Origin of the sequence: Streptomyces sp. WAC 01529, assembly GCF_003945545.1 — a bacterium.
GTDB lineage: Bacteria > Actinomycetota > Actinomycetes > Streptomycetales > Streptomycetaceae > Streptomyces > Streptomyces anatolicus.
Genome location: NZ_CP029617.1, coordinates 2,615,567 through 2,629,689, shown reverse-complemented (window position 1 = coordinate 2,629,689; position 14,123 = coordinate 2,615,567). Strand labels below are relative to the sequence as shown.

12 protein-coding genes are annotated in these 14,123 nt (G+C 73.1%); 10 read left to right on the top strand and 2 right to left on the bottom strand.

The annotated features are described in order from the left end of the window. Positions 1-312 precede the first annotated feature (312 nt). Together DMA15_RS11770 and DMA15_RS11765 are read right to left on the bottom strand one after the other, a co-directional pair. The gene (locus DMA15_RS11770) at positions 313-1,149 is read right to left on the bottom strand and encodes a DUF3097 domain-containing protein (RefSeq protein WP_125512721.1); all 837 of its coding nucleotides are present in this window, start codon (positions 1,147-1,149) and stop codon (positions 313-315) included. Between the two features lie 35 nt (positions 1,150-1,184). Then, positions 1,185-1,922, bottom strand: a complete 738-nt coding sequence (locus DMA15_RS11765) for an MBL fold metallo-hydrolase (RefSeq protein WP_125517641.1) — start codon at positions 1,920-1,922, stop codon at positions 1,185-1,187. 181 nt (positions 1,923-2,103) lie between these two features. On the opposite strand from DMA15_RS11765, the gene hrcA reads away from it, so the two are divergent. The 10 genes from hrcA to DMA15_RS11715 all read left to right on the top strand — a co-directional run bounded on the left by hrcA (position 2,104) and on the right by DMA15_RS11715 (position 14,069). Further along, on the top strand, positions 2,104-3,120 hold the full coding sequence (hrcA, locus tag DMA15_RS11760; RefSeq protein WP_125512720.1) for a heat-inducible transcriptional repressor HrcA: 1,017 nt from the start codon (positions 2,104-2,106) through the stop codon (positions 3,118-3,120). Further along, positions 3,121-4,260, top strand: a complete 1,140-nt coding sequence (dnaJ, locus tag DMA15_RS11755) for a molecular chaperone DnaJ (RefSeq protein ID WP_125512719.1) — start codon at positions 3,121-3,123, stop codon at positions 4,258-4,260. Between the two features lie 266 nt (positions 4,261-4,526). Beyond that, positions 4,527-5,609 (top strand): nitronate monooxygenase, encoded by a 1,083-nt coding sequence (locus DMA15_RS11750; protein WP_125512718.1) that lies wholly within the window; start codon positions 4,527-4,529, stop codon positions 5,607-5,609. Beyond that, complete coding sequence (locus DMA15_RS11745; RefSeq protein WP_125512717.1) at positions 5,606-6,346, top strand: 16S rRNA (uracil(1498)-N(3))-methyltransferase; 741 nt, start codon at positions 5,606-5,608, stop codon at positions 6,344-6,346. The genes DMA15_RS11750 and DMA15_RS11745 overlap by 4 nt, the downstream gene beginning before the upstream one ends. Before the next feature lie 117 nt (positions 6,347-6,463). Next, complete coding sequence (locus DMA15_RS11740; RefSeq protein WP_164551735.1) at positions 6,464-7,021, top strand: hypothetical protein; 558 nt, start codon at positions 6,464-6,466, stop codon at positions 7,019-7,021. A gap of 82 nt (positions 7,022-7,103) precedes the next feature. Next, entirely contained in the window at positions 7,104-10,313 is a 3,210-nt protein-coding gene (locus DMA15_RS11735; RefSeq protein ID WP_125512715.1) for a S41 family peptidase, read from the top strand. Between the two features lie 66 nt (positions 10,314-10,379). Further along, positions 10,380-10,733, top strand: coding sequence for a histidine triad nucleotide-binding protein (locus DMA15_RS11730; RefSeq protein ID WP_125512714.1), 354 nt, complete (start codon positions 10,380-10,382; stop codon positions 10,731-10,733). A gap of 15 nt (positions 10,734-10,748) precedes the next feature. Next, positions 10,749-11,654 (top strand): ribonuclease Z, encoded by a 906-nt coding sequence (locus DMA15_RS11725; RefSeq protein ID WP_125512713.1) that lies wholly within the window; start codon positions 10,749-10,751, stop codon positions 11,652-11,654. Positions 11,655-11,692: 38 nt separating this feature from the next. Beyond that, positions 11,693-12,694, top strand: coding sequence for an adenosine deaminase (locus DMA15_RS11720; protein WP_125512712.1), 1,002 nt, complete (start codon positions 11,693-11,695; stop codon positions 12,692-12,694). A gap of 70 nt (positions 12,695-12,764) precedes the next feature. Continuing rightward, entirely contained in the window at positions 12,765-14,069 is a 1,305-nt protein-coding gene (locus DMA15_RS11715) for a glucarate dehydratase family protein (RefSeq protein WP_125512711.1), read from the top strand. The last annotated feature ends 54 nt before the right edge of the window (positions 14,070-14,123 follow it).

Genomic DNA, 14,123 nt, shown 5'->3' with positions numbered 1-14,123 from the left:
GGGAGAGGCCGCCGCGGTAGCGGCGGCTGCGGTGGTGAAGGCCGGCGGCACGCCAACAACGCGGGCGGCAGACGCCACGCGAGGCCCAGGGCAACCCGCACAGAGGGCCCCACCCCCGACGTCACGCGACGCTCAGGCCCAGCCGCACAGAAGGCCCCACCCCCGACGTCAGGCGAGGCCCAGGCCCAGCCGCACAGAAGGCCCCACCCCCGACGTCACGCGAGGCCCAGACCCAGCCCCACAGAAGCCCCCGCCCCAGACGCCACCCAAGGCCCAGGGCAAGCCGCACAGAAGCCCCCGCCCCCGACCCCGCTAGGCCCCGGGGCCAGCCACCGTGACGAAGTCGATCAGCTCCTCCACCCGCCCCAGCAGCGCCGGCTCAAGATCCCGGTAGCTGCGCACCGAGCCCAGGATCCGCTGCCACGCCGCCCCCGTGTTCGAGGGCCAGCCCAGCGCCCCGCACACGCCCGTCTTCCAGTCCTGCCCCCTCGGCACCCGCGGCCAGGCCTCGATGCCGACCGAGGACGGCTTCACCGCCTCCCACACGTCGATGTAGGGGTGGCCCACCACCAGGACGTGCTCGCCGGTGACCCGCGCCGCGATGCGGGACTCCTTGGAGCCCGGGACCAGGTGGTCCACCAGGACGCCGAGGCGCGCGTCGGGGCCGGGGGAGAACTCCGCGACGATCGCGGGCAGGTCGTCGATGCCCTCCAGGTACTCCACGACCACGCCCTCGATCCGCAGGTCGTCGCCCCACACCCGTTCGACCAGCTCCGCGTCGTGGCGCCCCTCCACATAGATGCGCCCCGCCCGGGCGACCCTGGCCCGCGCCCCGGGGACGGCCACCGAACCGGACGCGGTACGGGACGGACGTACGGGAGAGGCTCCCGCGACCGCGGCGGGGCGTACGAGAGTGACGGCCTTGCCCTCCAGGAGGAAACCCCCCGGCTCCATCGGAAAGACGCGGTGCTTGCCGAAGCGGTCCTCCAGCGTCACCGTCGGCCCCTGCGCCGTCTTCTCGCAGCGGATCACCGCCCCGCAGAAACCGGTGCTCAGCTCCTCCACCACGAGGCCGGCCTCCGCCGCCACCTCCGGCACGGGCTTCGGCTTCTTCCAGGGGGGCGTGAGATCGGCGGAGTACTGGCGCATTTTGCCGACGATAGGAAGAAGCCGCGGGGCGCCCGTTACGACACGCCGAAACGGGCCGCCAGTGTGGCCCGCTGCGCACGGACAAAAGCCGCATCCACTACCGCACCGTGCCCCGGCACATACCGCGCGTCCTCACCGCCCAGGTCCAGGAGCCGGTCCAGCGCCGCCGGCCACCGCGAGGGCACCGCGTCCGGGCCCGCCTGCGGTTCACCCGACTCCTCGACCAGGTCCCCGCAGAAGACGATCTCCCGCCCGTCCTCGCCGCCCGGCACCAGGACCACCAGGTCGTGGCCCGAGTGGCCGGGCCCCACGTTCGCGAGGAGCACCTGCACGCCGCCGCCGAGGTCGAGCGTCCACTCCCCGGACACCAAGTGGCGGGGGTGGACGAGAAGGTCCGCCGCCTCCGCCGCGGCCGCCGGATCCGCGCCGTGCCGCACCGCGTCCACCCGCAGCTCCTCCGCGCCCCTGGCGAACACCGTGTCGATGCCCACCGCGCCGTACACCTCCACGCCCGCGAAGGCCGCCGCCCCGAGCACATGGTCGAAGTGCGGGTGCGTCAACGCGAGATGCGTCACGCGGCGGGCCCCGCCGAGGAGCTGCCCGGCCCGCGTCCGCAGCGCCGCGCCCTCCGCCAGACCCGACCCCGCGTCGATCATCAGCGCCGCCCCGTCACCGACCACGAGCCCCGCCGTGCAGTCCCACACCGGCAGACGGCACCGCCCCACCCGTGGCGACAGCCGCTCCCAGCCCGCCGCTTCCCATGCCGGCTCCACATCCATACGGTGACGCTAGCCCCTGCGGCACCTCCCGACCTCTCGGCAGACCGAGCGGGATCCGGCCTTGCCGCGCCCGTACCCGACGGCCGTACACTGGCCCTTTGACAGGCTGGCACTCACCCGCGTTGAGTGCCAGGCAGGGGATCACCGCGACGGATGACGGCTGGAGGTGTGCGCGATGCTCAGTGAACGCAGGCTCGAAGTACTGCGCGCCATCGTCCACGACTATGTCGGGACGGAGGAGCCGGTCGGCTCCAAGGCGCTCACCGAGCGGCACAGTCTCGGCGTCTCCCCGGCGACCGTGCGCAACGACATGGCGGCGCTGGAGGAGGAAGGGTTCATCGCCCAGCCCCACACCAGCGCGGGACGCATCCCGACCGACAAGGGGTACCGCCTCTTCGTCGACAAGCTCGCGGGCGTCAAGCCGATGACCACGCCTGAGCGGCGCGCCATCCAGAACTTCCTCGACGGCGCCGTCGACCTCGACGACGTCGTGGGGCGGACGGTGCGGCTGCTCGCGCAGCTGACGCGGCAGGTCGCCGTGGTGCAGTACCCGTCGCTCACGCGCTCGACGGTGCGCCACGTGGAGCTGCTCTCGCTGGCTCCGGCGCGCCTGATGCTCGTACTGATCACCGATACGGGCCGGGTCGAGCAGCGCATGATCGACTGTCCGGCCCCCTTCGGCGAGACCTCTCTCGCCGATCTGCGGGCGCGCCTCAACAGCAGGGTCGCGGGCCACCGCTTCGCGGATGTGCCGCAGCTGGTGCAGGACCTGCCCGAGGCCTTCGAGACCGAGGACCGCGGCACGGTCGCGACGGTCCTCTCCACCCTCCTCGAAACCCTTGTCGAGGAGACCGAGGAGCGGCTGATGATCGGCGGAACCGCCAATCTCACCCGCTTCGGACATGACTTTCCCCTCACCATCCGTCCCGTGCTCGAAGCGCTGGAGGAGCAGGTCGTGCTCCTCAAGTTGCTGGGCGAGGCGACGGATTCGGGCATGACCGTACGGATCGGTCATGAGAACGCCCATGAGGGCCTCAGCTCCACCTCCGTGGTCTCGGTCGGCTACGGTTCGGGCAGCGAGGCAGTCGCGAAACTAGGCGTGGTCGGACCGACCCGCATGGACTATCCGGGAACGATGGGAGCAGTACGCGCAGTGGCACGTTACGTCGGACAGATCCTGGCGGAGTCGTAAGTGGCCACGGACTACTACGCCGTACTCGGCGTGCGCCGCGACGCTTCCCAGGACGAGATCAAGAAGGCCTTCCGGAGGCTGGCGCGTGAGCTTCACCCGGATGTGAATCCGGACCCGAAGACTCAGGAGCGCTTCAAGGAGATCAACGCCGCGTACGAGGTGTTGTCGGACCCGCAGAAGAAGCAGGTCTACGACCTCGGCGGCGACCCCCTGTCCCAGGCGGGCGGCGGCGGAGGCGCGGGCGGCTTCGGCGCCGGTGGCTTCGGCAACTTCTCCGACATCATGGACGCGTTCTTCGGGACGGCGTCGCAGCGCGGGCCGCGCTCGCGTACGCGCCGCGGCCAGGACGCCATGATCCGGCTGGAGATCGACCTCGACGAGGCCGCCTTCGGGACCACCAAGGACATCCAGGTCGACACGGCGGTCGTCTGTACGACCTGTAGCGGTGAGGGCGCCGCGCCGGGGACGTCCGCCCAGACGTGTGACATGTGCCGCGGTCGCGGTGAGGTGTCGCAGGTCACGCGGTCCTTCCTCGGTCAGGTCATGACCTCGCGGCCCTGCCCGCAGTGCCAGGGGTTCGGCACGGTCGTGCCGACGCCCTGTCCGGAGTGCGCCGGTGACGGACGCATCCGGTCGCGGCGCACGCTGACCGTGAAGATCCCGGCCGGTGTCGACAACGGCACGCGGATCCAGCTCGCGGGCGAGGGCGAGGTCGGGCCCGGTGGCGGGCCCGCCGGTGACCTCTACGTCGAGATCCACGAGCTGCCGCACGACGTCTTCCAGCGCCGCGGGGACGACCTGCACTGCACGGTCACCATTCCGATGACGGCGGCGGCGCTCGGCACGAAGGTGCCGTTGAAGACGCTCGACGGCATGGAGGAGGTCGACATCCGTCCCGGCACGCAGTCCGGGCAGTCGATCCCGCTGCACGGGCGCGGCGTCACGCATCTGCGGGGCGGCGGGCGCGGTGACCTCATCGTGCACGTCGAGGTCCTCACCCCCTCGAAGCTCGATCCCGAGCAGGAGCGGGTGTTGCGGGAGCTTGCGCAGCTGCGGGGCGAGGAGCGGCCCACGGGGCAGTTTCAGCCGGGGCAGCAGGGGCTTTTCTCTCGCCTGAAGGATGCGTTTAACGGGCGGTAGCGCCTAGGGCGGTTCCTCGGTGCCCCGGGCGGTTGTTCCGTGCCGGGGCGCCTTGCTTTCCTGTGCGGGTTGGCCTTTGGTTGCTCGCGCAGTTCCCCGCGCCCCTTACGGGGCTTTCTCTGCGGGTTGGGTTTTGGTTGCTCGCGCCCCGCGGCGGAGCCGCATATGTCACAGCCCCGCGCCCCTTCGGGGCGCTTGCCTGACGGGGCGCTAGGGTCCTAAGGGCGCGATTCGGTTGGTTGAGTGGGGCGTGGGACTATGCGGGTATGTCCTCCGCACTGACCGAGCTCTGCCGTTATCCGATCGTGCAGGCCCCCATGGCGGGCGGTGCCTCCTGTCCGCAGTTGGCCGCGGCCGTTTCCGAGGCCGGTGGGATGGGGTTCCTCGCCGCCGGGTACAAGACCGCCGACGGGATGTACCAGGAGATCAAGCAGCTGCGAAGCCTGACCTCGCGGCCCTTCGGCGTCAATCTCTTCATGCCGCAGCCCGACACGGCGGACGCCGCCGCCGTCGACGTCTACCGCAGCCAGCTCGCCGGTGAGGCCACCTGGTACGAGACCCAGCTCGGCGACCCGGACAGCGGGCGCGACGACGGGTACGACGCCAAGCTGGCGATCCTGCTCGACGACCCGGTGCCGCTCGTCTCCTTCACCTTCGGCTGCCCGACCCGCGACGTCTTCGACTCCTTCGCGCGCGTCGGCACCCTCACCGTCGTCACCGTCACCACGCCCGAAGAGGCGCAGGCCGCCCAGTGGGCCGGCGCCGACGCCGTCTGCGTGCAGGGCGTCGAGGCGGGCGGCCACCAGGGCACCCACCGCGACAACCCCGAGGCCGACGGCGCCGGGATCGGACTGCTCTCCCTCCTCACGCAGATCCGCGAGACCGTGCAGGTCCCCCTCGTCGCGACCGGCGGCCTGATGCGCGGCGCGCAGATCGCCGCGGTGCTGGCGGCGGGCGCGGACGCCGCGCAGCTCGGCACGGCGTTCCTGGTCACCCCCGAGTCGGGCGCCAACGCCCTGCACAAGCAGGCCATGACCAATCCGATGTTCCTGCGCACCGAGCTGACCCGGGCGTTCTCCGGGCGTCCCGCACGCGGTCTCGTCAACCGCTTCATGCGCGAGCACGGGCCGTACGCGCCCGCCGCCTACCCCGAGGTGCACCACCTCACCAGCGGCCTGCGCAAGGCCGCCGCGAAGGCGGGTGACGCGCAGGGCATGGCGCTCTGGGCGGGGCAGGGCCACCGGCTCGCCAGGGAGCTGCCCGCCGGGCAGCTCGTGGAGGTCCTCGCGGCCGAACTCGCCGAGGCGAAGGGCGTGTTGGCCTCCGAGGGACAGGGCGGCGAGGCGTGACCGCCCCCGTCTTCGTCGTCGAGCACTTCGACGCGGGCGGCGCCGGACGTTACGTACTGGACGGCCCCGAAGGGCGTCACGCGGTCTCCGTGAAGCGGCTGCGCGCCGGCGAGGACGTCGTCCTGACCGACGGCGCCGGACGGTGGGCGGAGTGCGTGGTCGTCGACACCGAGGGCAAGGACCGGCTCGTGGTGCGCGTGGACTCCGTGGGCGAGGAGCCCGGGCAGGAGCCCCGGATCACCGTCGTCCAGGCGCTGCCCAAGGGCGACCGGGGTGAACTGGCCGTCGAGACCATGACGGAGACCGGCGTCGACGCCGTCGTGCCGTGGACCGCCTCGCGCTGCATCACGCAGTGGAAGGGCGAGCGCGGCCTCAAGGCGCTCGCCAAGTGGCGGGCCACCGCGCGCGAGGCGGGCAAGCAGTCGCGCCGGGTGCGCTTCCCCGAGGTGGCCGACGCGGCCTCGACCAAGCAGGTCGCCGCCCTGCTCGCGGGCGCCGACTTCGCCGCCGTCCTGCACGAGGAGGGCAGCGAGCCGCTGGCCACGGCCCCCCTCCCGTCGGCCGGACACATCGTGCTGGTGGTCGGGCCCGAAGGGGGCGTCTCCCCGGACGAGTTGGCGGCGTTCGCCGAGGCCGGGGCGAAGCCCTACCGCCTCGGCCGCAGCGTGCTGCGCACCTCGACCGCGGGCACGGCCGCCACCGCGCTCCTCCTCGGCCGCACCGGCCGCTGGTCCTGACGCCCGCCGGGCGGCCGGGCACCACCCGACAGATGGCCGCATGCGGTCTACCGCGCGGGCGCACGGAGTGGCACTCTGCCGCCTATGGGGGCATTGAGACGGTTACAGCAGCGGAACGTGTGGAAGCGGCGTACGCCGATCCTGTACGCCGTCGGGCTCGCCGGCGCCGCCACGCTGGGCGTCGGCGCGTGCGAGCCCGGAGGCGGTGATCTGAACACCTCCGCGGTCGCGCTCACCGTGGACGAGATGGGCACCAAGGCGCTGGAGCGGCAGCGTCTCGACGTGGCGTGGATCAGCTGCACGGCCCGCTACGCGGACCGGGTGACGCCCAAGAGCGGCTCTCCCACGCGCGCGGCCGTCGTCGAGGTGGACTGCCAGGGCGAGTCCGACGGCGGCCAGGACATCACCATCAAGGGCAAGGTGCACGCGGTCGTCGACGGCAGATGCGTACGCGGCAACCTCACCGCGAAGGTCGACGGCAAGGAGTGGTTCCAGGTCGACGTCCTCGGCAACTGCGGCGCGGACGACGGCAACGGCGACGGCAAGCCTTCCCCGCCGCCCGCCTCCCAGCCGCCGCCCTCCCACGACGAGCCGGAACCCGGCCCCACCACGACCGTCACGGTGACCGTCACCCCGCCCCCGCCCTCGACCTGCGACTGCGCCCCGGGGAAGTGACCGCCCGGCACGGACGGGCGGTCCCGGACGAAGTGATCCAAACCGCTTCCGGGCCGCCCGGCGGCTGCCTAGGCTGGGTGGTGTGACTCAGACTGCGTACCTCCGGTATCCGCACATCCACGGCGAGTTGGCCGCCTTCACGGCCGAGGACGACGTCTGGGTCGCCCCCCTCGACGGGGGCCGCGCCTGGCGGGTGAGCGCCGACAACATGCCCGTGAACCATCCCCGCGTCTCCCCGGACGGCACCACCGTCGCCTGGACCTCCACCCGCGACGGGGCGCCCGAGGTGCACATCGCGCCCCTCGACGGCGGCCCAGCCAAGCGGCTGACGTACTGGGGCACTTGGAAGACGGGCGTACGCGGCTGGACCCCCGACGGGCACGTCCTCGCCGTCAGCGCGGCGGGCCAGGCCTCGCTGCGCCGCAGCTGGGCGCGGGCCGTGCCGCTGGACGGCGGCCCCGCGGCCACCCTGCCCTACGGCCTGGTCGGCGATGTCGCGTACGGCCCCGACGGGCGGGTCCTGTTGCTCTCCGCGCCCATGGGCCGCGAGGCCGCCTGGTGGAAGCGGTACCGCGGCGGCACCGCGGGCAAGCTGTGGATCCGCGAGGGCACGGAGACCGAGTTCGTACGCCTGCACGAAGACCTCGACGGGAACATCGAGTACCCGCTGTGGGTGGGGGAGCGGGTCGCCTTCCTCAGCGACCACGAAGGCGTCGGCGCCCTCTACTCCTCGCTGCCCGACGGCTCCGACCTGCGCCGCCACACCCCCCTCGACGGCTTCTACGCCCGGCACGCCGCCACCGACGGCAGCCGCGTGATCTATATGAGCGCCGGTGAGCTGTGGCTCCTGGACGCTCTGACCGACGCCGAGCCGCGCCGCCTCGACATCCGCCTCGGCGGTCAGCGCGCCGACCTCCAGCCGCACCCCGTGGCCGCCGCCCGCTGGTTCGGGGCCGCCGCGCCCGACCACACCGGCCGCGGCAGCGCGGTCTCCGTCCGCGGCTCCGTGCACTGGATCACCCACCGCGAGGGCCCCGCCCGCGCGCTCGCCGCCACGCCGGGAGTGCGCGCCCGGCTGCCCCGCACCTTCCGCGTCGCCGGAGAGGAGCACGTCGTCTGGGTGACCGACGCGGAGGGCGACGAGGCGCTGGAGTTCGCCCCCGCCACCGGCCCCGCGCCCGGCGCGACGCCCCGCAGGCTCGCCGCCGGACAGCTCGGCCGGGTCCTCTCGCTCGCCATGTCGCCGGACGGCAGCCGCGCCGCCGTCGCCTCGCACGACGGGCGTGTCCTGCTCGTCGAGCGGGAGAGCGGCGAGGTCCGCGAGGTCGACCGCGCCGAGGACGGCGAGGCCACCGGGCTCGTCTTCTCACCCGACTCCGCCTGGCTCGCCTGGTCGCACCCGGGCCCGCGCCCGCTGCGCCAGCTCAGGCTCGCCAACACCGCCGACCTGTCGGTGTCCGAGGCGACCCCGCTGCGCTTCCGCGACTACGCGCCCGCGTTCACCCTCGACGGCAAGCACCTCGCCTTCCTCTCCGCGCGCGCCTTCGACCCGGTCTACGACGAGCACGTCTTCGACCTCGCCTTCGTCGGCGGCTCCCGGCCCTACCTGCTCACGCTCGCCGCGACCACGCCCTCGCCGTTCGGCCCGCAGCGGCACGGCAGGCCCTTCGAGGGGCAGGACAGCCCCGGCGCCGAGACCCCCGACAGCGAGGGCGCGCCCGTCACCCGCATCGACTTCGACGGGCTCGCCGACCGCATCGTGCCGTTCCCCGTCGAGGCCGCCCGCTACACCACGCTGCGCGCCGCCAAGGACGGCCTGCTCTGGCTGCGCCACCCGGTGCGCGGCGTGCTCGGCGCCTCCCGGGCCACCCCGTCCGACCCGGAGCCCCACACGGAACTGGAGCGGTACGACTTCGTCCAGCGCCGCGTGGAGGAACTGGCCGCCGACGCCGACCACTTCGCGGTCACCGGCGACGGCAAGCGGGTCCTGCTGTGGACCGACGGCAAGCTGAAGGTGGTGCCGAGCGACCGGCGCGCCTCCGGCGACGAGGACAGCGACTCGAACATCACGGTCGACCTCTCCCGCATCCGCCACACCGTCGACCCGGCCGCCGAGTGGCGCCAGATGTACGACGAGACGGGCCGCCTCATGCGGGACAACTTCTGGCGGCCCGACATGGGCGGCGTCGACTGGGACGGCGTACTGGACCGCTACCGCCCCGTCCTCGACCGCGTTGCCACCCACGACGACCTCGTCGACCTGCTCTGGGAGGTCCAGGGCGAACTGGGCACCTCGCACGCCTACGTCACCCCCGGCGGCGGGGGCGGCACCGCCCTCCGCCAGGGCCTCCTCGGCGCCGACCTCTCGCGCGGCGACGACGGCCAGTGGCGCATCGACCGCATCCTCCCCTCGGAGAGCTCCGACCCCGCCGCGCAGTCCCCGCTCGCGGCCCCCGGCGTCGCGGTGCGCCCTGGCGACGCGGTGGTCGAGGTCAACGGCCGGCCCGTCGACCCCGTCACGGGACCCGGCCCGCTGCTCGTCGGCACCGCGGACAAACCCGTCGAGCTGACCGTCTCGCCCTCGGGCGGCGGCGATCCGCGGCATGCCGTGGTGGTCCCCGTCGCCGACGAGGGGCCGCTGCGCTACCACGCCTGGGTCGCTGACCGGCGGGCCTACGTCCACGAGTGCTCGGGCGGCCGCCTCGGCTACCTCCACGTCCCCGACATGCAGGCGCCCGGCTGGGCGCAGATCCACCGGGACCTGCGCGTCGAGGTCGCCCGCGAGGGCCTGGTCGTCGACGTCCGCGAGAACGGCGGCGGGCACACCTCCCAGCTCGTCGTGGAGAAGCTCGCGCGCCGCGTCGTCGGCTGGGACCTGCCCCGCGGCGCCCGGCCCCTCAGCTACCCCCTGGACGCGCCCCGCGGCCCGGTCGTCGCCGTCGCCAACGAGTTCTCCGGCTCCGACGGCGACATCGTCAACGCCGCGATCCGGGCGCTCGGCATCGGCCCCGTCGTCGGCACCCGTACCTGGGGCGGCGTCGTCGGCATCGACAGCCGCTACCACCTGGTCGACGGGACGCTGGTGACCCAGCCGAAGTACGCGTTCTGGATGGAGGGCCCCGGCTGGGGCGTCGAGAACTACGGCGTCGCCCCCGACGTCGAGGTCGTCACCACCCCCGACGACTACGCGGCGGGCCGCGACCCGCAGTTGGACGAGGCCGTGCGGCTCGCGCTCGCCGCGCTGGAGGAGAACCCCGCGAAGACGGCGCCGGACCTCCCCGGGGCGCCATAGGCCCGGCGCGGCACCGAGGGATAGCATTCCAGCGTACTGATCACTGCTCACGAGGAGGCCGGACCCATGGCGGGCGAAGCGCGAAGCGACTGCTTGTTCTGCAAGATCGTCGCGGGTGAGGTGCCGGCGGACGTCGTGCGGGAGAGCGAGACGACCCTCGCCTTCCGTGACATAAACCCCCAGGCTCCCTCGCACGTCCTGGTGATCCCCAAGGTCCACCACCCCGACGCCGCGGCACTGGCCGCCGCCGCGCCGGAGATCGCCGCCGACGTGCTGCGCGAGGCGGGCGAGGTCGCCGCCCAGGAGGGGTCCGAGAGCTACCGCCTCGTCTTCAACACCGGGACCGGCGCCGGCCAGACCGTCTTCCACGCGCACGTGCACGTCCTGGGCGGCCGCGGCCTCCAGTGGCCCCCCGGATAGCGGGGCCAACACCTCTTGTCCGTACGTGAATTGGTGGTGCTCGGCACCGCCAGCCAGGTCCCGACCCGGCACCGCAACCACAACGGCTACGTCCTGCTCTGGGACGGCCAGGGCATCCTCTTCGACCCCGGCGAGGGCACGCAGCGGCAGATGCTGCGCGCCGGGGTCGCCGCGCACGACCTGCACCGGATCTGCGTCACCCACTTCCACGGCGACCACTCCCTCGGCCTCGCCGGGGTGATCCAGCGCATCAACCTCGACCGGGTCCCGCACCCCGTCACCGCCCACTACCCGGCCTCCGGACAGCGCTTCTTCGACCGGCTGCGGTACGCCACGGCCTACCGCGAGACCGTCCGGCTCACCGAGGCCCCGGTCGCCGCCGACGGCCCGCTCGCCACCGGCCCCTCGTACACCCTCGACGCGGTGAAGCTCTCCCACCCCGTCGAGTCGTACGGCTACCGCCTCACCGAACCGGACGGGCGCCGCATGCTGCCCCGGCTGCTCGCCGAGCGCGGCATCAAGGGACCCGACGTCGGGCGGCTCCAGAAGGAGGGCAGCCTCGGCGGCGTCGCGCTGGACGAGGTCAGCGAGGTGCGGCGCGGCCAGCGCTTCGCCTTCGTGATGGACACCCGGCTCTGCGACGGCGTGTACGCGCTCGCCGAGGGCTGCGACATGCTCGTCATCGAGTCGACGTTCCTCGACGAGGACGAGCAACTGGCCACCGACCACGGCCACCTGACCGCCGGTCAGGCCGCGCGGGTCGCGATCGACGCGGGCGTACGCCATCTCGTGCTGACGCATTTCAGCCAGCGCTACCCCGACCCGGACGTCTACGAACAGCAGGCGCGCGCCGCCGGGTTCGACGGCGAACTCACCATCGCCCGCGACCTGTTGCGCGTCCCCCTGCCCAAACGCACCTGAACACCCCCCACACAGCACAGAACCAGCGAGACCGCACCATGCCGATCCCCAAGGCCGAACTCCACCTCCACATCGAAGGCACCCTCGAACCCGAGCTGGCCTTCGCGCTCGCCGCGCGCAACGGCGTCGACCTGCCCTATGCCGACACCGGGGAACTGCGCAAGGCCTACCTCTTCGACGACCTCCAGTCCTTCCTCGACCTCTACTACGGCCTGATGGCCGTGCTGCGCACCGAGGCCGACTTCGAGGACCTCGCCGACGCCTACCTCGCGCGCGCCGCCGCCCAGGGCGTACGGCACGCGGAGATCTTCTTCGACCCGCAGGCGCACATCGCCCGAGGCGTCCCCATCGCCACCGTCATCGACGGCCTCTCCCGCGCCCTTGACCGCTCCGAGGAGCGGCACGGCGTCTCCACCCGGCTCATCATGTGTTTCCTGCGCGACCAGTCCGCCGAGTCCGCGATGGAGACCCTGCGCGCCGCCGAGCCCCACCTCGACCGGATCATCGGGGTCGGCCTCGACTCGGCCGAGGTCGGCCACCCGCCGGCGAAGTTCAAGGAGGTGTACGAGGCCGCCGCCGCGCTGGGCCTGCGGCTCGTCGCCCACGCGGGCGAGGAGGGCCCGCCCGCCTACATCACCGAGGCCCTCGACGTGCTGCGCGTCGAGCGCGTCGACCACGGCCTGCGCTGCATGGAGGACCCGGACCTCGTCGAGCGCCTGGTCCGCGAGCGGGTGCCGCTCACCCTGTGCCCGCTCTCGAACGTGCGGCTGCGCGCCATCGACGTACTCGAGGAGCACCCGCTGGCCCGGATGATGGACGCCGGGCTGATGTGCACGGTCAACTCCGACGACCCCGCCTACTTCGGCGGGTACGTCGACGACACCTTCCACGCCGTCCGCGAGGCGCTCGGCATCGACCAGGAGCGGCTGCGCACGCTGGCGCGGAACTCCTTCGAGGCGGCCTTCCTCGACAGGGACGCGGCGGACGAGGCGCTGCGGGCGCGGTACCTCGCCGAGGTCGACGCCTACTCGTTCGACTGAGCGCGGGCGCCGGGGCGCTTCCCCACGCCCCATTGACGCTCTGTCATGCGCATACCTAGTCTCCGTTCCCATGTATGGACAGAGCCTGGTCATCACGGACGTCCGCCTCACCCCGGTCCTCGTCGCCGATCCACCGCTGCTCAACACCCAGGGCGTCCATCAGCCCTACACGCCCCGGCTCATCATCGAGCTGGTCACGGCGGGTGGAGTGACCGGGATCGGGGAGACGTACGGCGACGGGAAGTATCTGGAGATCGCGCGGCCGCTCGCCGAGCGGCTGATCGGCACGGCTGTCTCCGATGTGAACCGGCTGTTCACACTCGCGGACGAGACGCCCGTGGACGCCGCGCGGGTCGACGAGGCGGTGGACGTCGGCGGCCTGCGCGGCGTGCAGAGCGCCGACAAGCTGCGGCTCTCCGTCGTCTCCGGGTTCGAGGTGGCGTGCCTGGACGCGCTCGGCAAGGCGCTCGGCCTGCCCGTGCACGCGCTGCTCGGCGGCAAGGTGCGGGACGCCGTGGAGTACAGCGCCTACCTGTTCTACAAGTGGGCCGAGCATCCGGCGGGGCGGGCCTGCGAGCCGGACGCGGGCTGGGGCGCCGCGCTCGACCCGGCCGGGATAGTCGCCCAGGCCCGCCTCTTCGCCGAGCGCCACGGCTTCGGCTCCTTCAAGCTCAAGGGCGGCGTCTTCCCGCCAAACGAGGAGATAGCCGCGATCCGCGCCCTCGCGCGGGCGTTCCCGGGCAGCCCGCTGCGGCTGGACCCCAACGGCGCCTGGTCCGTGGCGACTTCGCTGAGGGTCGCGGCCGAGCTGGGTGACGTACTCGAATACCTGGAGGACCCCGCGCTCGGCACGCCCGCCATGGCGCGGGTCGCGGCGGGCACCTCGGTGCCGCTCGCCACCAACATGTGCGTGACGACCTTCGACGAGATACCGGAGGCCTTCGCGAAGGGCGCCGTGCGGGTGGTGCTCTGCGACCACCACTACTGGGGCGGGCTGCGGCGCACCCGCGAACTGGCGGCGGTCTGCCGGACGTTCGGCGTGAGCGTGTCGATGCACTCCAACACGCACCTGGGGATCAGCCTCGCCGCGATGACCCACGTGGCGGCGACCGTGCCCGGGCTCGGCCACGCCTGCGACTCCCACTACCCCTGGCAGGCCGAGGACGTGCTGACCTCCCGGCCGCGCTTCGTGGACGGCAGGGTCACCGTCACCGACACCCCCGGGCTCGGCGTCGACATCGACCGGGACAGGCTCGCCGCCCTGCACGCGCGCTGGCTGGACGACGACTTCCGCGCCCTGCGGGAGCGGGACGACGCGGCGGCGATGCGGGCGGCGGACCCGGAGTGGGCGACTCCGGCGGTACCGCGCTGGTAGCGCCGGGCTGGTGGCACCGCGCTGGTGACACCGCGCTGGTGGCACCGGGCTGGT

What these genes read in the sequence shown, in the direction of transcription:
- DMA15_RS11750 (WP_125512718.1), top strand. Translation starts at nt 4,527, where the DNA reads ATGTCCTCCGCACTGACCGAGCTCTGCCGTTATCCGATCGTGCAGGCC.
- DMA15_RS11720 (WP_125512712.1), top strand. Translation starts at nt 11,693, where the DNA reads ATGCCGATCCCCAAGGCCGAACTCCACCTCCACATCGAAGGCACCCTC.
- hrcA (WP_125512720.1), top strand. Translation starts at nt 2,104, where the DNA reads ATGCTCAGTGAACGCAGGCTCGAAGTACTGCGCGCCATCGTCCACGAC.
- DMA15_RS11730 (WP_125512714.1), top strand. Translation starts at nt 10,380, where the DNA reads ATGGCGGGCGAAGCGCGAAGCGACTGCTTGTTCTGCAAGATCGTCGCG.
- DMA15_RS11770 (WP_125512721.1), bottom strand. Translation starts at nt 1,149, where the DNA reads ATGCGCCAGTACTCCGCCGATCTCACGCCCCCCTGGAAGAAGCCGAAG.
- DMA15_RS11715 (WP_125512711.1), top strand. Translation starts at nt 12,765, where the DNA reads ATGTATGGACAGAGCCTGGTCATCACGGACGTCCGCCTCACCCCGGTC.